Below are 19,562 nucleotides of genomic sequence, written 5' to 3'. Positions count from 1 at the left end.
GAACGGCCGCTTGCCCGGGGCCACGTGGGGGAACAGGCTCCGACGCCAGGTCAGGGCCGCGAGCGCGAGGACGGTGGTCGTCGTGGGCGACTTCCCTCACTACGACGTCATCATCATCGGCACCGGTGCCGGCGGCGGCACTCTCGCCCACCGGCTCGCCCCGTCCGGCACACGCGTGCTGCTGATCGAACGCGGCGGGTACCTGCCCCGTGAACGGGACAACTGGGACTCGACGGCCGTGTTCGTCAAGGCCAAGTACCGTGCGCCGGAGTTCTGGCTCGACCGGCACGGTACGGAGTTCCCGCCGGAGGTCAACTACTACGTCGGCGGCAACACCAAGTTCTACGGGGCCGCGCTCTTCCGGCTCAGGCCGCAGGACTTCGGCGAGATCCGGCATCACGGGGGCCTCTCCCCCGCCTGGCCCCTCACGTACGAGGAGCTGGAGCCGTACTACACGCAGGCCGAGCACCTGTACCTCGTGCACGGGCGGCACGGGGAGGACCCGAGCGAGGGAACGGCGAGCGCCCCGTACGCGTACGGGCCGGTGGAACACGAACCGCGCATCCAGCAGTTGAGCGACGATCTGGAGCGGCGCGGCCTGCACCCCTTCCACCTCCCGATCGGGGTGAACCTCAGCCAGGACGGCGACGGCCGTGCCCTGCACTCGAGCGTCTGCATCCGGTGCGACCGGGTGGACGGCTTTCCCTGTCTCCTGCGGGCCAAGTCCGACGCCGAGGTGATCTGCGTGGAGCCGGCCCTGCGCCACCCGGGCGTCGAGATGATGACCGACACCCAGGTGGTCCGGCTGGAGACCGACGCGACCGGACGCACCGTGGACGCCGTGGTGGGACGGCTCGCCGACGGATCGGAGGCGCGGTTCACCGCGGACGTGGTGGTGGTCTCCTGCGGCGCGGTCAACTCCGCGGCCCTGCTGCTCGCCTCGGCGAACGACCGGCACCCGCGCGGCCTCGCCAACAGCTCCGACGTGGTGGGGCGCTACTACATGCGCCACAACAACCTCGCCCTGATGGCCGTCTCCAAGGAGCCCAACGACACGCGGTTCCAGAAGACCCTGGCCCTGCACGACTGGTATCTGGGCGCGGACGACTGGGACTACCCCCTGGGCGGCATCCAGATGCTGGGCAAGTCGGACGCGGCGCAGATCCACGGCGAGGCCCCGCGGTGGGCCGGTGCGGTCGCCCCCGACATGCCGTTCGAGGTGCTGGCGCACCATGCCGTCGACTTCTGGCTGTGCGGTGAGGACCTGCCGGTGGCCGGCAACCGGGTCACCCTCGACGGCGACGGCCGGATCCGGCTCGCGCTCGACGAGAAGAACAACATCGAGGGCCTGAAGCGGCTGAGGCACAAACTCCAGGGCATGCTGGGGCACCTGGGCATGCACCCGCACCGGCTGCTGTCGCGGAGCATCTACCTGCACAAAGGGATGCCGATCGGGGCGACCGCCCACCAGGCGGGCACGGTCCGCTTCGGCACCGACCCGGCCTCCTCCGCGCTGGACGTCGACTGCAAGGCGCACGACCTCGACAACCTGTACGTCGTCGACACGAGCTTCTTCCCGAGCATCGGCGCGGTCAACCCGTCCCTGACGGCCATCGCCAACGCCCTGCGGGTGGGCGACCACCTGCTCTCCCGGCTCGGCTGACGTCGGGGACCGCTGGGCCGTCCGGACGAACATGGTCGGCCGGACGGCCCAACGCCGACCCGGCGCACATGCCGGTACGCGCCGCCGGTGATTGCGTGACCTCCGTGCCGGACCGCCGGACCGGCGCTCGCGCCCGCCGCGCAGCTGAGGAGACAGGGTCATGAGTACCAGCGAAGCGCCCCAGGTCGTTCCGGCGGATCTGCTGAAGGGCCAGAAGGCACTGGTCACCGGAGCCAACTCGGGCATCGGCATGGCCACCGCGATCGGTCTGGGCCGGGCCGGAGCGGACGTGGTCGTCAACTACGTCGCGGACCGCGACGCCGCCGAGAAGGTCGTCGAGGAGATCGCCTCCCACGGCGTGCGCGCGGCGGCCTACGAGGCGGACGTGTCCCGGGAGGACCAGGTCACCGCCATGGTGGACCGGATGGTCGAGGAGTTCGGGACGATCGACATCATGGTCGCGAACGCCGGTCTGCAGCGCGACGCACGGTTCACCGACATGACGCTGGCGCAGTGGCAGAAGGTGCTCGACGTCAATCTCACCGGCCAGTTCCTGTGCGCGCGGGAGGCGACCAAGGAGTTCCGGCGCCGCGGTGTCGTCCCCGAGGTGTCCCGCGCGGCCGGGAAGATCATCTGCATGAGTTCGGTGCACCAGCTCATCCCGTGGGCCGGGCACGTCAACTACGCGTCCTCCAAGGGCGGTGTGCAGATGATGATGCAGACACTGGCCCAGGAGCTCGCGCCGGAGAAGATCCGGGTGAACGCGGTCGCGCCGGGCGCGATCAGGACACCGATCAACCGCAGCGCCTGGGAGACGCCCGAGGCCCGGAAGGACCTCCTGCGGCTGATCCCCTACGACCGGATCGGTGACCCGGAGGACATCGCCCACGCCGTCGTCGCGCTCGCGTCCGACCTCATGGACTACGTCGTGGGCACGACGCTGTACGTGGACGGCGGCATGACCCTCTTCCCCGGCTTCGCGACCGGTGGCTGAGCTTCCCTCCGTACGCCACGAACGGTAAGGCGTCGATGCACACCTCTGTCTGGCTGGCGGCGGACGCCCCAGCGCAACTCCTGCCGGCCCGCGAGCTCATGGCCTTCACCCTGGCCTCGCACATCATCCTCGTGCCCCTCGGCGTGGCGCTCCCCCTCATCACCCTGATCATGCATTACCGCGGGCTGCGGACGAAGGACGCGACCGCGCTGCTGCTGGCGCGGCGCTGGTCGGCCGTCATGGCGGTGCAGTTCGCGGTCGGCATCATCACCGGAACGGTGCTCTCCTTCGAGTTCGGACTCCTCTGGCCGGGTCTGATGGGACGGTGGGGTGACGTCTTCGGGATCGGGTTCGGTGTCGAGGCCTGGGCGTTCTTCCTGGAAGCGGTGCTCATCGCGATCTACCTCTACGGGTGGCGCAGGCTGAAACCGCGTACGCACTTCCTGCTCGGGCTGCCGCTGCCGGCGACCGCGCTCCTCGGCGCCTTCGGCATCCTGGCCGCCAACTCCTGGATGAACACGCCTCAGGGGTTCACCCTGGACTCCGCGGGCAGACCGGTCGACGTGGACGTGTGGAAGGCGATCTTCACGCCCATGTTCGGTCCGCAGTACTGGCACTTCGTCGTGGCGATGCTGCTGACGGCGGGCTACCTGGTCGCCGGTGTCTACGCCGTGGGATGGCTGCGCGGGCGAAGGGACCGGTACCACCGGCTCGGCTTCACCGTCCCCTTCACCGTCGCGGCGATCGCCACGCCGGTCCAGTTCGTCCTCGGCGACTCCATCGCGCGGTCGGTGTTCGAGAAGCAGCCGGTGAAGTTCGCCGCGATGGAGATCGTGTGGAAGACGGACACGCGGGTTCCGGAGTACCTGTTCGGCCGTCTGCATCCGGACGGGTCGATCTCGGGCGGGATCAAGATCCCGCTGCTCGACTCCTTCCTCGCCGGGTTCAGTCCGAACACCGAGGTGGTCGGACTGACCTCCGTGCCGGCGGACGAGCGGCCGACCGCCACGCAGGCGACCATCGCCCACTGGGCCTTCGACCTCATGGTCTTCATCGGCTCCGCGCTCGTGCTGCTCGCCCTCTGGTACGGCCTGGTGTGGCTGCGGCACCGCCGGCCGCCCGCCTCGCCGTGGTTCTACCGCGGCGCGGCGTGCGCGGGCGTCGCGTCGGTGGTGGCGGTGGAGTGCGGCTGGATCGCCACGGAGGTGGGTCGCCAGCCCTGGATCGTCTACCAGAACATGCGCGTCGCCGAGGCGGTCACGTCGACCCGCTCCACCACGCTGTGGATCATGCTGGGGGTGGTCGTCGTCGTGTACGTGCTCATCTTCGGTTCGCTGCTCGCGGTCCTGCTCACGATGCGCACGCGCTGGCGGCTCGCCGACGAACGACGGGCGGCGCACGCACCGGAGGCGGACAGCCCTTACGGCCCGAGGGAGCCCGCCCCGGCCGGTGCCGTCCCGCCCTCCGGCGGCGCGGACGACCGGCGTGCCCCCTCGGGCGGCGCCGGCGCCGGCGACGGGACCGGGGAGGGCCGGCCGTGACCGCCGATGTCATCGCCCTCACGCTGCTCCTCGCGGTCGCCGCGTACGCCTGCGCGGGCGGCACCGACTACGGCGCCGGGTTCTGGGACCTGACCGCGGGCGGCGCAGAGCGGGGCAGGCGCCCCCGGTGGCTCATCGACCACGCCATGGCTCCCGTGTGGGAGGTGAACAACGTCTGGTTGATCTTCATCCTCGTCCTCATGTGGACCGGTTTCCCGGTCCTCTTCCAGACCGTGTTCTCGGCGCTGTGGCTGCCGCTGGCCCTGGCCGCCGTGGGCATGGTGCTGCGCGGCGCCGGGTTCGCGTTCCGCAAGCCGGCCCGCCGGCTGGCCGGGCGGCGCCTGTACGGTGCCGTGTTCGCCGTCGCCTCCCTCGTCACGCCGTTTTTCCTCGGCACGGCCGTCGGCGGGATCGCCTCTGGCCGGGTCGCGCCGGGCACGGAGGCCTCGGCCGACGCCTGGGCGAACCCCACCTCCCTGATGTTCGGGCTGATCGCCGTCGCCGGGACCGCGTTCCTCGGCGCGGTCTTCCTGTCGGGGGACGCCCGGCGGCTGGGAGCCCCCGATCTGGTGGGCTACTTCCGGGGGCGGGCGCTCGCCGCCCTCGCGGTGCTGGCCGTGCTGGCCGTCATCGCCCTGTTCGTCACCCGGGAGGACGGCGCGCACGTGTGGCACGGGCTGACCCACGGCCTGGGTCTGGGCCTCGTCGTCGCCGCGGGCGTGGCCGCCCTCGCTTCCGTAGGGCTGCTCCTGCGGGTTCCGGGGGTATGGGTGCGGGTCGCGGCCGTCGGGGTGATCGCGTGCGCCGTGTTCGCCTGGGGCATGGCCCAGCGTCCGTACCTCCTCCCCACCTCGCTGACCGTGGCCGACGGGGCGGGCGCCCCCGCCACGCTGACGTGGCTGATCGTGGTCACGGCGGTCGCCGTGGTCCTCGTCTTCCCCGCGGTCGCCCTTCTGTACTGGCTGGACGCCCGTGGCGAGCTGGAGGAGCTCGGGGACGCCGACCTGCTGCGGGGGGCCACGGACCCACGGGGCGGGGCGGACGGCGAGCGTCCCACCGGTACCGCGTGACTCCCGACGGCTGGATCGCCGGCGCGCTTCGATTCCGACGAAGGGAAGGGCCGTGACGGACGACGAGATCCTCTTCGGCATCGCTCTGCTGGTGACGCTCGCCACCGGATCCCAGATCCTGGCGAACAAGCTGCGGGTGCCGGCCCTGATCATCCTGCTTCCTGCGGGGTTCGCGGCGGGGGCGGTCACGGATGTCATCCATCCCGACAGACTGGCGGCGCAGAACTTCTCCGCCCTCGTGTCGATGGCCGTCGCGGTGATCCTCTACGACGCGGGCCTCGGGCTCAACCTGCGCAAGCTGACGGGGCGGACGCGGTGGCTGGTGGGCCGGCTGCTGCTGCTCGGCGTGCTGCTCACGTTCTTCGCCACGTCGGCGGTGGCGCCCGCGATGTTCGACATGCCGCTGCGGGTCGCGGCGATGCTGGGGGTGATCCTGGTCGTCTCCGGCCCGACGGTCGTCGGCCCTCTGCTCGACTTCGTCCGGCCGAGCGACAAGGTGCGGCGCATCCTGATCTGGGAAGGGACGCTGACGGATCCGATCGGCGGCATCCTGGGCGCGCTCGTGTTCCACGCCATCGCCTCGTCCCACCAGGTCGACATCGGACGGGGCTATCAGCTGGGCCAGTTCGCCCTCAGCCTGGCCGTGGGTCTGGCGGGCGGGGCGGTGGGGACGGCCCTGCTGTGGCTGACCCTGCGCGTCATGCGGCTCGGCGAGACGCTGGGCACGCTGGCGCAGCTGGCCACGGTGGTCGCCGTGTCCGCGCTGTGCGACATCGTCCGGGACGACACGGGACTCATCGCCGCGATCGTCGTGGGTCTGGCCGTGAGCAACATCCGCGGTTTCGACATGCCGGCACGGCGGCCCTTCTTCGAGACCATGGCCCAGCTGATCATCGGGCTGCTGTTCGTCTCGATCTCCTCCAGCGTCACGCCGGCCTCGCTGGTCCCCGTGCTGCTGCCGGCGCTGGCCCTCATCGCCCTCCTCGTGCTGGTCGTGCGGCCTCTGGTGGCCTTCCTGTCGACGACCGGTTCCGGTCTGTCCACCGGGGAGCGGGCTTTCATCGGCTGGATGGCCCCGCGGGGCATCGTCGCCGCCGCGACGGCCTCCGCGTTCTCGGCCGGGCTCGTCGACCGGGGGGTGGCTGGGGCGTCCCGCATCCTTCCCGTCACCTTCCTGGTCATCGTGGGAACGGTGCTGTTGTACGCGCTGACCGCGGCGCCGGTGGCACGCCGGCTCGGCATCACGGAACCTTCCGGCGCCCGGATCCTGCTGGTGGGCGGGCAGCCCTGGGTGGTGGATCTGGGCCGGGCCCTGCGGGACGCCGGCCTGGACGTGCTGATGTGGGCGGGGTCCGACGCGGAACGCGAGCGGATCGGCGACGCGGGCGTCGAGCTGGCCACGGGCGACCTGCTGGCCACGGCCACCAACCCCGGGGCGCGTCTGGAGGGGGTCACGGCCGTGTTCCTCGCCACCGACGACGACGATTTCAACGCGCTCGCGTCGGTGGTGATGCAGGACAGCGTCGAGGGGCACGTGTACCGGGTGGGGCCGCCGCACGGAAGCCACGGGGTCGTGGCCCCGTACACCGGCGGCGAGATCCTCTTCGGCGGTGCTCTGGTACGTCACGTCCTCGCGGAGCGGTACGAGCGGGGGGCCCGGTTCACGGTGCTGCCCGCCTCCGCCCCGCTGCCCGCCGCCCACGACACCCTCTTCGTCGTACGCGCCGACCGCAGCGTGGAGCCGGTCACGGACCGGCAGAGTGCCAAGCCCGAGGAAGGCGACAAGTTCGTGGTGCTCGGCTCCGCCGACGGCGCGGTGCGACCGTAGGGCGGCCTGCGGCGCCGGTGCCGCCCTGCCGAGGGGTCAGGGCATCGTGCCGTGCGGCCCCTGGTTGAGCGTTCTGTCGAGAGTGATCGCCGCGTCGATGAGCGCGAGGTGCGTGAAGGCCTGCGGGAAGTTGCCGAGCTGGCGACCCGTCAGGTCGATTTCCTCGGAGTACAGGCCCAGGTGGTTGGCGTAGGTGAGCATCTTCTCCAGCACAAGTCGCGCCATGTCGGTGCGGCCCGCCCGCGCCAGGGCGTCGACGTACATGAAGGTGCACAGGGAGAAGGTGCCCTCGGAGCCGGTCAGGCCGTCCGGTGACGCCTCGGGGTTGTAGCGGTAGACGAGGCTGTCGCTGACCAGCTCGCGGTCGATGGCGTCCAGGGTGGACTGCCACATCGGGTCGTCGGGCATGATGAAGCCCACCGTCGGCATGCGCAGCAACGACGAGTCCAGCACGTCACTGCCGTAGTGCTGCACGAACGCCCGCTTCCCCGGGTCCCATCCCTTGGCCAACACCTGCTCGTAGAGCTTGTCGCGCTCGGTCGTCCAGCGGCCGCGGGCCGCCGGGCGGCCGTCGTCGTAGGCGATCCGCAGGGCGCGGTCGAAGGCCACCCAGGACATCACGCGACCGTAGGTGAAGTCCTTCCGGCCGCCCCGGGTCTCCCACAGCCCTTCTCCCGGCTGGTCCCAGTGGCCGGCCAGCCAGTCGAGGAGGGTGTGCAGCGCGGTCCAGCCCTTGTGGTCGAGGTGGATGCCGCGCTGGTGCGCGAAGTAGATGCTGTCCAGCGCCTCGCCGTAGATGTCCAGTTGGAGCTGGTCGGCGGCGCCGTTGCCGATGCGGACGGGAGCGGAGCCGCGGTACCCCTCCCAGTGGCTCAGCTCCTCCTCGACCAGATCGGTGGATCCGTCGACCCGGTACATGATGTTCAGGGGGCCGGTGCCGTTGCCCTGGCCCGCCTCCTCCTTGACCCGGTCGTGCAGCCAGTTGATGAACGCCGCGGCCTCTTCCTTGAAGCCGAGGCCCAGCAGGGCGTACACCGAGAACGACGCGTCACGGATCCAGGTGAAGCGGTAGTCCCAGTTCCGCTCGCCTCCCAGCTGTTCGGGCAGGGCCGTCGTGGGGGCGGCGACCAGGGCGCCGGTCGGGGCGTAGGTCATGAGCTTCAGCGTGATGGCCGAGCGCTCCACCGCCTCGCGCCAGCGGCCCGAGTAGGTGGACTGGCCGAGCCAGGAGCGCCAGAAGCGGACCGTCTCGTGGAAGAGCTGCTGGAACTCCTCCACCCGGACCTCGTGTGGCGGGCCGTCGGGGGACGACTCCATCACCAGGCCGCGCTGCTGGCCCGCCTCCAGGGTCAGGGTGAAGCGGAGGTCCCGGTCGGCGGAGACGAGGCTCAGCAGCCGGTCGTCGCCCGGCTCCCGGACGGGGTGCACCGCCAGGTTCATGCTCTCCGACGTGAACAGGGCACCGTGCGGGGTGAGATGGACCTGGTGCGGCTGACGGCCGTAGTCGAAGCGCGGGGCGAGTTCCCCCACGAACGTCATGGTGCCGCGCACACAGCGCAGCATGCGGACCAGGCGGTGCCGGTCCGTGGCCGTCGCCCCGGTGACGGGCATGAAGTCGACCACCTCGCCGGCCCCCGCCTCGGTCATGAACCGGGTCACCAGCACGGCGGTGTCGGGGTGGTACAGCTGCTTGGTCGAGTAGGAGTCGACGGACGGTCTGACACTGAAGTGCCCGCCCTCGCGCCGGTCGAGCAGGGCGCCGAAGACGCTGGGCGAGTCGAAGCGTGGACAGCAGAACCAGTCGATCGTCGCGTCGGTGCCGACGAGCGCGGCCGTCTGCAGGTCGCCGATCAGCCCGTGGTTCTCGATGAGGGGGTAGTCATCCATCGCGAGCCCCTTTCCGCCCGGCCCGGCGAAGGATCCGTCCCGTGGGCCGGGTGCGGCTCGCACGAGAGGGCGGATCCCGCCGGTCGCACCACGCACAGGGCTGCGTTCGGTGCCGTTTCGTCAGCTTAGGCCGCCCTCGGCACGCCGTCCTGCCGAGCGCCGCCGTGGTGCGTGGGGGCCGGGAGACCGCCGCCGGGGTGTACCCGGGACGGCCGAGCGCCCCTCGTACGCGGGACGGTCCGGAAGGACGTCGGCGGGTGTACTCCGGACGAGTGAGAAGCCGTCGACGGGGGACCGGAGCGGGCGCCCCGCTGCCGCTGCGGCCCGTGGTGAACGGCTCTACCGTGGAGGGGCACAGCGGGCCCCGCGGACGAACGGAGCCGGATGCGTCCCGTGTCCCGGTACGCCGGGCCGGTCCGGGCGAAGGGACGTGAGGTGGGTGTCGTGATGTCGTGGGCGGCGAGATTCCGGGCCCGGCAGTACATCAAGGCCAGCCTCTGGATCGTGCCGCTGTTCGGACTCGTCCTGGGCGGGATGCTCGCCGAATGGGCCCTGGCCGCCGACCGTACGGGCCGGCCGCCGAGCGGCTGGCACTACTCGGCGAGTACGGCGAGCGGTGTCCTCACCGCCATCGTCGGGGCGATGGTGGCGTTGCTCGGGTTCGTCGTCACGATCGGCGTGCTCGTCGTCCAGCAGGCGACCGGCACCCTCTCCCCCCGGTACATGCGCCTGTGGTACCGCGACCGGCTGCAGAAGGTGGTCCTCGCGACGTTCACGGGGACCTTCGCGTTCGCCTTCTCGCTCCTGCGCAGCATCGAGGACGACTCCGTGCCCGACCTCGGGGTGACGCTGGCCGGCGCGGCGGTCGGCGTCAGTCTCGTCCTGCTGCTCATCTATCTGAACCGGTTCACGCACAGCCTGAGGCCCGTGGCCATCGCCGAGCTGGTCGTGCGCATGGGGCAGGACGTCTTCACCCGGGGAGCCACGGCGATCCGCGGCGCGGCGCCGCATCCGAACGAGGTCGTGCCGACCGGGCCTCCGGCACTGCGCATCCGTTCCGAACATGGCGGCGCCATCCAGGCGTTCGACCTGCGCCGACTGGTGGCCGAGGCCGTGCGCCACGACTGCGTCCTGGTCGTCACCCGGCTGATCGGTGACTTCGTACCGCCCGGGGCCGTGCTCGTCGAGGTCCACGGCGGCACGTCGCGACCCGCGCCGGACCGGGTGACCGGTCGTGTCGCCCTCGGGGCCGAGCGCACCATCGAGCAGGATCCCGCCTTCGCGCTGCGGATCCTCGTCGACATCGCGATCCGGGCGCTCTCCCCCGCCGTGAACGATCCCACGACCGCCGTGCAGGTGCTCAACCACATCGAGACCTTCCTGCACAGGGTCGGCAGCGTGCGCCTTCCGGGCCGCTTCGTGCTCGCCGATCACGACGGTCATCCCCGGCTCGTGCTGCCGGGACGTGACTGGGAGAGCTACCTCCAACTCGCCGTCTGCGAGATCCGCGACTACGGATCGTCCTCCGTGCAGGTCTGTCGGCGACTCCGCGCGCTGCTCGAGGGGCTGCTGGACACCCTGCCGCCGGAGCGGCACCCCGCCGTGCGCGAGGAGTTGGGACTGCTGCGGGAGGCGCTCGGGCGGAGCTTCCCCGACGCGGCGCGCCGCGCCATCGCGGAGCGGGCGGACCGTCAGGGCATCGGCGGATACTCCCCCTCGCTGGACACGGGGACGTAGCCGAGTCGCTCGCCCAATCCCGGCCGCGCCCGCCACCACCCGAGCGCGGGGCACCCGGTCTCCGCCGACGGGGTGGGCGGCCGTAGGCTCGGGGCATGGTGGGCAGGGAACCGCGCGACACGGTACGAGGACCCGGACGACCGCGAGAGGAGCGGGTCACCGGCGCCGTCCTCCGCGCCGTCGTGGACCTGGCCACCGAGCAGGGGATCGGAGCGGTCACGATGGACGCGGTCGCCGCCCGGGCCGGGGTGAGCAAGCCCGCCATCTACCGCCGGTGGCCCACCAAGCAGGACCTCGTCATCGCGGCGGCCGAGACCCGGATCGGCGCCCTGTCGGTGCCCGACCTGGGCGACTTCCGCGCCGAGTTGCGTTTCGTGCTCGCCGCCCGCCTGGAGACGTACCGGCTGCCGGGGTCGGACCGGCTCATCGCGGGGCTGATCGGGGCGGCGGCCGAGACGGGCGCGGTGCGCGGCCAGTACGCCGACTACACCGCGCGGATCACCAGCGAGACCCGGCGCATCCTGGAACGGGGCATCGCCCGCGGCGACGTGGACCCGGACACCGACGTAAGGGCCGCGGCCACGCTGGTCGCGGCGCCCCTGCTGTTCCGTCTGATCGGTGAGCAGGAGATGCCCGACGACCGATTCGTGGACGCGCTGGTCGACCTGGTCGCCCGCGCGGTCGGCCCGGCCGCCTGACGTTCCCCCCGGGCGGTCCACGGCCCGCTTCACGGCCTGCTCGACGGCCCGCGGCCTGACGTTCTCCGTCGGCTTTCGCCGGGCTCCGGGCCTCCGGCCTCGCTTGCCGACGCCGTTCCCCGGACTCCGGCTTCGAGCGCCGCCCATCGGCCCCGCCCCCGGACGCCGTTCGAACCGTTCCGCATTTCCTGCCCCCAGGCCCCTTGCCTCGGCACACCCGTATAACAATACTTCCGGTAACGATTTTCCGGCCGCCTCACACGGAGGACCCATGGACAGCGTCGTCACCACCCCCGCCCCCGCGCTCGACAAGCCCTTGATGCACTACGGGACGCGCACCCTGACGCGTGTCGCGCCCGGGATGGACCAGCCCGACTACCGGCTCCTGGACATCTGCCCGCTCACTCCGCACATGGGGGCCGAGGTCGAGGGGGTCGACCTCTCCCTGCCGATCGGGGACGAGCTGGCGGACGAGCTGCGCCAGGCCCTGCTGGAATGGAAGGTGCTCTTCTTCCGCGACCAGCACGCCTTCGCCCCCGACTCCCAGCTCGCCCTCGCCGGTCTGTGGGGCGAGCCGGAGCCCAACCCCTTCTTCCCGAAGGGCAGCACGGTCGGCGTCTCCCGGCTGGCCAAGGACGCCATGACCATCGGCACCGAGAACATCTGGCACAGCGACCACTCGTTCATGGCCGCGCCCGCCCTCGGCTCCGTCCTGCGCGCGGTGGAGGTCCCCTCCGCCGGCGGCGACACCCTGTGGGCGGACATGGCGGCCGCGTACGACAACCTCCCGCAGGCGCTGAAGGACCGCGTCGAGGACCTCACCGCCGTCCACGACTGGGTGCCGAGCTGGGGCTCGATGATGACCGAGGCCCAGGTCGCCGCCCACCGCGAGAACCTGCCCGCCGTCGAGCATCCCGTGGTCGTCCGCCACCCCGGCACCGGCCGCCGCCTGCTCTACGTCAACGAGCCCTTCACCACCCGGATCGTCGGCCTCTCGAACCGGGAGAGCCGCGAGCTGCTCGACGAGCTCGTCCTCCAGGCGCGCATCCCCGAGTACCAGGTGCGCTTCCGCTGGCAGCCGGGCTCCGTGGCCATCTGGGACAACATCGCCACCCAGCACTACGCGATCAGCGACTACTTCCCGCAGCGTCGCGTCATGGAGCGCATCGCGATCGCCGGCGTTCCGCTGTCCTGACCGGTTCCCGCCCCTCTTCCCTCCCCAGTCCCCGCGGAGCCCCTGTGACCGACACCGACGTCGCACCCGCTGTGCCCGCCGGCCCCCCGAAGGCGCCGAGCCGTTCGAGACGCCGCGCGTGGAGCGTCACCGCGCTCCTCGCCGTCTTCATGATGATCAACTTCGCCGACAAGTCCGTGCTCGGACTCGCCGCCGACCCGATCCGCGAGGACCTCGGCCTCTCCGCGTCCGCCTTCGGGCTCGCCAACAGCGCCTTCTTCCTGCTCTTCTCGCTGTGCGGGGCGGCGGTGGGGCTGCTCGCCGACCGCGTCCGTCCCAAGTGGCTGCTGCTGACGATGGCTGTGCTCTGGTCCGTCTCCCAAGCGCCACTGGCGCTCGGCGGCGGGCTCGCGGCGCTGATCGCCTCACGGATCGTCCTGGGCGCGGCCGAGGGCCCCGCCTTCCCCGTCGCCCAGCAGGCCACGCTGTCCTGGTTCCCGAACCACCGCCGTAACCTTCCCGGCGCGCTGATCGTGATGGGGACGACCTTCGGCGTGGTCCTCGCCGCCCCTGCGGTGACATGGCTCGTCGAGCACCACGGCTGGCGGTCGGCGTTCGCCGCGGTGGCCGTGGTGGGAGTCCTCTGGGCCGCGCTGTGGGTCGTGCTGGGCGCGGAGGGTCCGTACGCGGCCGATCCCGCCGCCACCTCGCCCGGCGTCCCGGCGACCGGTACGGCGCCCCGGCGCGTGCCGTACCGCCGCATCCTCGGGACACGGACCTGGATCGGCTCGACGGCGGCGTACTTCAGCTCCTACTGGGTCGCGGCCTTCGTCCTGGTCTGGCTGCCCTCCTACCTCCAGGAAGGCCTCGGCTACTCCTCGGCCTCCTCCGCGCGACTCCTGGTCCTGGTGTGGGGGCTGACCGCCGCCGTCATCCTGGGACAGGCCGCGCTGACCGGCTGGCTCATGCGCCGTGGAGCGACCAGCCGGTGGGCTCGCGGCAGGGTCGGCGGCATCCTGCTGCTGGTGGCGGCCTCGGCCTGTCTCGCGCTCCCGTCGGCACCGGCCGGTACGGCGACCGTGCTCCTCCTGGTCACCGGCTTCGGCTTCGCCGGCGCGATGGTCAGCGTCTCGGTGACCACGGTCACCGAGATGGCACCCGCCGAACGCCGCGGCGGCACCCTCGGCTTCATGAACGCCGTCGTCACCATCGCGGGCCTGATCGCTCCGGTGCTCGTCGGCCGCCTCGTGGACCTCCACGGCCCGTCCGGATACGACCAGGCCGTCCTGATCACCGGCACCCTGCTCCTGATGGGCGGCATCGCCGCCGTCACGCTGATCGACCCGCGGCGCGACGGGCGCCTCCTGTCCCTCTGACCCCGCGGATGGCCTCGTCCGGCCCTTCCGGCCCACGGCCCTCCTCGCCCATGTCCCTCCGCAACCTGGGCCTTCCCGCCCCGGCTCCTTCGCGCCCCTCGCCGTTCCCCCGGCACCACCGCCGTGGGGAGCGACCCCCCGCCCGCTCCCCCGCCTTCCGTAAGGGACGCCGTGAATACCCACACCCTCGACACCACCGCCCTCGACCACGTCGTGGCGGGGGCACGGGCCAGGGCCGAGTCCTGGTCCGCCACCCCGCTCGCCGAACGCATCGCCCTGCTGGAGCGGCTCCTCCCCCGCATCGCTTCCCACGCCCCCGAGGTGGCCGCCGCCGGAGCCCGGGCGAAGGGGTACGGCCCCGACTCCCCCTGGGCCGCCGAGAAGTCAGTGTCCCGTACCGACGTCATCCCCCTGCCCGTCATGGGCCGGCACGCCATCAACGCCTACCTGCTGCTCGGCCGACGGCCCGTCATCGTCGACGCCGGGGCGCCGGGGAGCGGCCGGAGGATCCACGACCAGGTGGCCGCCCACGGTGTCGACCCCACCGACGTCTCGTTGATCGTCCTCACCCACGGCCACCTCGACCACTTCGGCGCCGCCGCCGAACTGCAGCGCCTGACCGGAGCGCCGGTGGCGGGTCACGTCGCCGACCTCGGACCGTACAGAACCGGCCGGGTACGCAAGCCCTATCTGCCCACCGGCCCGATGGGGCGGCTTCTGGCCAGGAACAGGAACCTCCATGTCCGGGCCGAGCCGCTCGAACCGGACGTCCTCATCCACGGGGAGACGGCGCTGGAGGACTTCGGGATCGCGGCGCGCATCATGCCCACCCCCGGACACACCGCCGGCTCCGTCTCCGTGCTCACCGACGACGGGGACCTCGTCGCCGGTGACCTGATCGCCAACTCGTTCATGGGCCTCATCCCGGGCAGGCCGGCCAACCCTCCCTTCCACGACGATCCACTCCGCAACCTCGCGAGCCTGCGCAGGATGCTGGATCTCGACCCCACCCGGCTCCACGTCGGGCACGGCACCCCCCTGGAGACCGACAGGGTGCGGCGATGGGCCGCCCGGGAGCACCGCCGGCTGTCCCGGCTCGAAGCGGCCGGGCGCCTCACGACCCGCGCGGAGCCGGACGCCGTCTGACCGCCGGCCCCGGGCGGAACCTCCGCTCGTCCTCGGGCGGACGACGACTCCGCCGGTTGCGGCACGCGCAGCGGCGCCGCGGTGGCGGCGACGTGCGGAGCCCTGCGTCCGGCCGCCTCTCGCGGGTCGTCCGCAGGGCAGGATCCGGCCGACGAACTAGCATCGAATGGGAGGCACTGGGGGTCCGGCTCCACCCAGAGAGGACCTGGGATGACTTCCCTGGAACGTGAGGACGGCACGGAGGCGCCGCCGGAGCCCGCGACCGTACTGGTCGACGCGGAGGGGAACGTGGCAGCGGTGACCCGGGCCGCCGAGGTGATCCTCGACCGCGGAGCGGACGATGTGCGCGGCCTCCCTCTCACGGAGCTGTTCCCCGGCGTGTCCGCCGATCCGCCCGCCTCGGGGACCGTCATGCCGCGGCGCGTCTCCGGTGCGCCCACGCCGGTCCTCTACCGGCTGGCACCGATGGCCGGATCGCCGTACCGCCTGATGCTGCTCACGTCCCCCGATGCCGCGAAGGAGGCCGAACTGGGCTCCGCCCTCCTGCACGCCCTGCTCACGCAGGACCGGATCGGATTCGTCGTACGGGACACCGACCTGCGGGTCCGGGCGGCGAACACCGTCGCCTCCATGCCCCTGCTCCCGGTCGCGAGCAGTCTGAGGTCGGTCATGTCCCGGGAGGACGCCGCCACGGCGGAGGCGACGCTGCGGGAGGTGCTGGACACCGGCGATCCCGTCGTCGCGCGCGAGCACCATGTGCACTCCCTGTCGCCTCCCCTCTGCGAGTGGTCGCTCTCCGTGTCGGTGGTCCGGCTCGAGGACGGCAAGGGCGATCCGACGGGCGTCGCGGTGCTGCTGACCGACGGGACGGAGCAGTGGCTCGCCGGACAGCGGCTCCGGCTGCGGCACACGGCGGCCGTCACGATCGGACACTCTCTGGACATACGGCAGACCGCGGCGGAGATCGCCGATCTGCTGGTCCCCGACTTCGGTGCTCTCGTCTCGGTCGACCTCGCGGAGGCGGTGCTCGACGGCGACGAGCCGCCCCGGTCGTTCGGCGGCGGGGACCTGCACCTGCGCCGGACGGCCGCGCGGTCCTCGACCGGCGCGTGGCCCGCCGCGCTCCTCGCGCCCGATGCCGCGGTGCCCCCCTTGCCTGACAGACCGGGAATCCGGCAGCTGCAGGAGGGACGCACCGTCGTCGTCGAACGGGCGGCACTGGAACGCGCGCTGGCCGACCCTTCGCTGATCGCGTTGGTCGTTCCGGACAAGGGCCATTCGGTCGCCGTCGCCCCCATGGCGGCACGCGGCAGGGTCCTGGGCGTCATCGCCGTATGGCGCACGGAACCGGCCGCGCCGTTCACCGCGCAGGACGCGGAACTGCTGTCGGAGATCGCCGCGCACGCCGCGCTGAGCGTGGACAACGCTCGCCGCTACACGCGCGAACACCGCGCCGCCGTGGCTCTGCAACGGCGCCTGCTCCCGTGGGGCCCGCTGCGGACCACGGCGGTGGAGACGGCGGGTACGTACCAGCCCGCGGGCAGCGGCGCGGACATCGGCGGCGACTGGTTCGACGCCATCCCGCTGCCCTCCCTGCGGGTCGCGATGGTCGTCGGCGACGTGATCGGCCACGGCCTGCACGCATCGGCGACCATGGGACGCCTGCGGACGGCGGTGCAGACGCTGGCGGATCTGGAGCTGCCACCGGACGAGACGCTGACTCGCCTCGACGACCTCGTGACACGACTCGCGGGGGAAGCCGAGCCGGAGCACCGCGATGTCGTCGGCGGGACCTGCCTGTTCGCGCTGTACGACCCGGTCACGGAGCAGTGCTCCTTCGCCAGCGCCGGACACCCCCCGCCGATCGTGGTGACCCCGGAAGGGAAGGCGCGGACCGTGCACCTGCGCCCCGGCCCTCCGCTCGGCACGGGCGGGCTCCCCTTCGAGACGACCACGGTCCGCCTCGAACCGGGGAGCATGCTGGCCCTCTTCACGGACGGCCTGCTCGACGACGGTGAAGCGGACGTGGACGCCGCGCTGCGGAACCTGGCCGAGAGGCTCTCGGTCTGCCAGACCTCGCGGCAGCCTCTGGAGGAGGCCGCTCGGTCCCTCGTCTCCGCGCGGCCCGCCGCCGGGGACGACACGGCTCTGCTGCTGGCCCGCAACAGTCCGCTGGACCCCGACGACATCGCCCAGTGGCCCTTCCCCGCCGACCTCTCGGCGGTGGCCGACGCCCGGGCGGCGGTGCTGGAACGGCTCGCCGCGTGGGGCCTGGACGACCTGGCGTTCACCACCGAGCTGATCGTCAGCGAGCTCGTGACGAACGCCATGCGCTACGCCGGCGGACCCGTCGGGCTGCGTCTCATCCGCGACACCGTGCTGATCTGCGAGGTCAGCGACCCCAGCAGCACACAGCCCCGCCTCAGGCGCGCCCGCACCACCGACGAAGGCGGCCGCGGACTCTTCCTCGTCGCCCAGCTGAGCCTGCGCTGGGGCAGCCGCTACACCGCCACCGGCAAGACGATCTGGGTCGAGCAGGAGTTGCCGGACTGAGCCACGATTCTGCTCGGGGCCGAGTTCGATGCGCCGCGGCGGGCGGGGCTCCGGCTCCTGGCTCCTCTGAGCCCCGTCCGCGAGGTCACTGCCCGGGCGTCACCAGGCCCGACTCGTAGGCGAGGACGACGAGCTGGGCGCGGTCGCGGGCATGGAGTTTGGTCATGGCCCGGTTGACGTGGGTCTTCGCGGTAGCGGGGCTGATCACCATGGTCTCGGCGATGCGGTCGTTGGACAGGCCCCGCGCCACCAGGGTGACGGCCTCGCGTTCGCGGTGGGTCAGCTCCTCCAGCGCCGTGTGCGTGCCGGTGTCGGGCCGGCGGGTGACGTACCGGTCGATGAGCTTGCGGGTGATGGAGGGTGCCAGCAGGGCGTCTCCGCGCGCGGCGACGCGTACGGCGTGCAGGAAGTCCTCCGGCACGATGTCCTTGACCAGGAATCCGGCGGCGCCGGCGCGCAGCGCGTCGAAGACGTATTCGTCCAGGCCGTAGTTGGTGAGGATGACGACGTGCACCTGGGCGAGGGCCGGGTCGGCGGCGATGCGCCGGGTCGCCTCGATGCCGTCGAGGACCGGCATCCGGATGTCGACGAGCGCGATGTCCGGCAGATGTTCTCGGATGAGGTCCAGCGCCTCCAGACCGTCTCCGGCCTCTGCCACCACCTCGATGTCGTCCTCGAGGTCGAGGAGGGCGCGGAATCCGCTGCGGATCAGCGGCTGGTCGTCGACCAGCAGAACTCGGATCACGACGCTCGTTCCACGGGCAGCTCGGCCTGGACGGAGAAGCCGCCCTCGCTGCGGGGCGCCGCCCGCAGGCGGCCCCCGAGGGCGGTGACGCGCTCGCTCATGCCGAGCATCCCGATCCCCGGCTCCGGGGCGACGTCCGGCCTGGCCCTGCCGTTGTCGTCGACGCGCAGGGATAGCGCGTCCGTCCGGTAGTCGATGCGCACCGACGCCGTCGTGGCAGCGGCGTGCCGGGCGACGTTGGTCAGCGCCTCCTGGACGATGCGGTAGGCGGTCCGGCCCACCGCGGACGGCACGTCGTGCCGCTGTCCCTCGATCGTCAGCGTCGTCTCCAGGCCGCCGGCCGCTCCCGCCCGTTCCACCAGCTCCGGGATTTGTTCGAGCCCGTGCGGCGGCGCGGTGTCGTCGTCGCGCAGCGCCTCCAGCGTCGCCCGCAGCTCGCGGGCCGCCTCACGTCCCGCCTCCCGGATCGCCAGCAGGGCCTCGGGCACCTCTTCACCTCGCCTGCGGGCGACGTGCACGGCGGCCTCCGACTGCACCTTGATGACGGAGATCTGATGGGTGAGCGAGTCGTGCAGCTCTCGCGCGATGTGCAGCCGCTCCTCGTCGGCGCGGCGGCGCGCGGTCTCCTCGCGGGTGCGCTCGGCTTCGTCCGCCCGCCGCTCGGCCTGCCGCAGCGCCTCCCCCGCCGCGCCGGCGGCGATCAGCCAGGCGATCTCCAGGGCGCCCCGGGCCCGCGCGAACGCCTCGCCCGTGTCGTGCAGCCCCGAGGCGAGGGCCGCGAGCGGGAGCGCCGCCAGCACGGCCACGCTCGTCACCACCGTGGGGAGTCGGTGTCCCGACCGCATCGCCGCGTAGACCGCGAACAGGTACGCGACGGCGGGCACGTCGAAACCGGCCGCCTGATACCCCACGGCGCACAGGCCGGTGGCGACCAGGACGGGGACGGGAGCCCGGCGGCCGGCGGCCAGGGCGAGGCCACCGGCCGTCAGCAGTACGTAGCCCAGCAGACCGGTGCCGGTGGTGGGGTGCCGCCCGGACAGGCCGGTGATCAGCAGCGCCGCCGTCACCCCGACGGCGACCGACCCGTCTCTGACGTCGGCTCGAACACCGAATCGACCTGTACGCATGCGCGCACCCTAGCCGCATCCCG

The 19,562-nt window shown here is 72.3% G+C and carries 14 protein-coding genes; 11 read left to right on the top strand and 3 right to left on the bottom strand.

The window, feature by feature from the left end; genetic code table 11:
* Positions 1-82 precede the first annotated feature (82 nt).
* The 5 genes from ACZ68P_RS27625 (at position 83) to ACZ68P_RS27605 (ending at position 7,096) form a co-directional block, all read left to right on the top strand.
* Positions 83-1,663 carry a GMC oxidoreductase gene (locus ACZ68P_RS27625; protein WP_471010803.1) on the top strand — a complete coding sequence of 527 codons (1,581 nt, stop codon included), beginning with the start codon at positions 83-85 and terminating at the stop codon, positions 1,661-1,663.
* A 160-nt stretch (positions 1,664-1,823) separates the two neighbouring features.
* The gene (locus ACZ68P_RS27620; protein WP_471010800.1) at positions 1,824-2,657 is read left to right on the top strand and encodes an SDR family oxidoreductase; all 834 of its coding nucleotides are present in this window, start codon (positions 1,824-1,826) and stop codon (positions 2,655-2,657) included.
* 35 nt (positions 2,658-2,692) lie between these two features.
* Positions 2,693-4,198 (top strand): cytochrome ubiquinol oxidase subunit I, encoded by a 1,506-nt coding sequence (locus tag ACZ68P_RS27615; protein WP_471010797.1) that lies wholly within the window; start codon positions 2,693-2,695, stop codon positions 4,196-4,198.
* Positions 4,195-5,268, top strand: a complete 1,074-nt coding sequence (locus tag ACZ68P_RS27610; protein WP_471010795.1) for a cytochrome d ubiquinol oxidase subunit II — start codon at positions 4,195-4,197, stop codon at positions 5,266-5,268. The genes ACZ68P_RS27615 and ACZ68P_RS27610 overlap by 4 nt, the downstream gene beginning before the upstream one ends.
* 52 nt (positions 5,269-5,320) lie before the next feature.
* Positions 5,321-7,096 carry a cation:proton antiporter gene (locus tag ACZ68P_RS27605; protein WP_471010793.1) on the top strand — a complete coding sequence of 592 codons (1,776 nt, stop codon included), beginning with the start codon at positions 5,321-5,323 and terminating at the stop codon, positions 7,094-7,096.
* A gap of 36 nt (positions 7,097-7,132) precedes the next feature.
* On the opposite strand, the gene ACZ68P_RS27600 is transcribed toward ACZ68P_RS27605, so the two are convergent.
* On the bottom strand, positions 7,133-8,983 hold the full coding sequence (locus ACZ68P_RS27600) for a glycoside hydrolase family 15 protein (RefSeq protein ID WP_471010791.1): 1,851 nt from the start codon (positions 8,981-8,983) through the stop codon (positions 7,133-7,135).
* A 384-nt stretch (positions 8,984-9,367) separates the two neighbouring features.
* On the opposite strand from ACZ68P_RS27600, the gene ACZ68P_RS27595 reads away from it, so the two are divergent.
* The 6 genes from ACZ68P_RS27595 (at position 9,368) to ACZ68P_RS27570 (ending at position 17,667) form a co-directional block, all read left to right on the top strand.
* The gene (locus ACZ68P_RS27595) at positions 9,368-10,720 is read left to right on the top strand and encodes a DUF2254 domain-containing protein (protein ID WP_471010789.1); all 1,353 of its coding nucleotides are present in this window, start codon (positions 9,368-9,370) and stop codon (positions 10,718-10,720) included.
* Between the two features lie 95 nt (positions 10,721-10,815).
* On the top strand, positions 10,816-11,418 hold the full coding sequence (locus tag ACZ68P_RS27590) for a TetR/AcrR family transcriptional regulator (RefSeq protein ID WP_471010787.1): 603 nt from the start codon (positions 10,816-10,818) through the stop codon (positions 11,416-11,418).
* Positions 11,419-11,689: 271 nt separating this feature from the next.
* The gene (locus ACZ68P_RS27585; RefSeq protein ID WP_471010785.1) at positions 11,690-12,613 is read left to right on the top strand and encodes a TauD/TfdA dioxygenase family protein; all 924 of its coding nucleotides are present in this window, start codon (positions 11,690-11,692) and stop codon (positions 12,611-12,613) included.
* Positions 12,614-12,657: 44 nt separating this feature from the next.
* Positions 12,658-13,968, top strand: a complete 1,311-nt coding sequence (locus ACZ68P_RS27580; protein WP_471010782.1) for an MFS transporter — start codon at positions 12,658-12,660, stop codon at positions 13,966-13,968.
* Positions 13,969-14,139: 171 nt separating this feature from the next.
* Entirely contained in the window at positions 14,140-15,114 is a 975-nt protein-coding gene (locus ACZ68P_RS27575) for an MBL fold metallo-hydrolase (RefSeq protein WP_471010780.1), read from the top strand.
* 210 nt (positions 15,115-15,324) lie between these two features.
* Entirely contained in the window at positions 15,325-17,667 is a 2,343-nt protein-coding gene (locus tag ACZ68P_RS27570; protein WP_471010777.1) for a SpoIIE family protein phosphatase, read from the top strand.
* Between the two features lie 85 nt (positions 17,668-17,752).
* On the opposite strand, the gene ACZ68P_RS27565 is transcribed toward ACZ68P_RS27570, so the two are convergent.
* Together ACZ68P_RS27565 and ACZ68P_RS27560 are read right to left on the bottom strand one after the other, a co-directional pair.
* The gene (locus tag ACZ68P_RS27565) at positions 17,753-18,412 is read right to left on the bottom strand and encodes a response regulator (protein ID WP_471010776.1); all 660 of its coding nucleotides are present in this window, start codon (positions 18,410-18,412) and stop codon (positions 17,753-17,755) included.
* On the bottom strand, positions 18,409-19,539 hold the full coding sequence (locus tag ACZ68P_RS27560; RefSeq protein WP_471010773.1) for a sensor histidine kinase: 1,131 nt from the start codon (positions 19,537-19,539) through the stop codon (positions 18,409-18,411). The genes ACZ68P_RS27565 and ACZ68P_RS27560 overlap by 4 nt, the downstream gene beginning before the upstream one ends.
* Positions 19,540-19,562 lie beyond the last annotated feature (23 nt).

This window comes from Streptomyces sp. NPDC036822 (assembly GCF_055609145.1).
The sequence above is the reverse complement of the archived record's forward strand: the minus strand, read 5'-3'. Positions and strand labels throughout refer to the sequence as shown.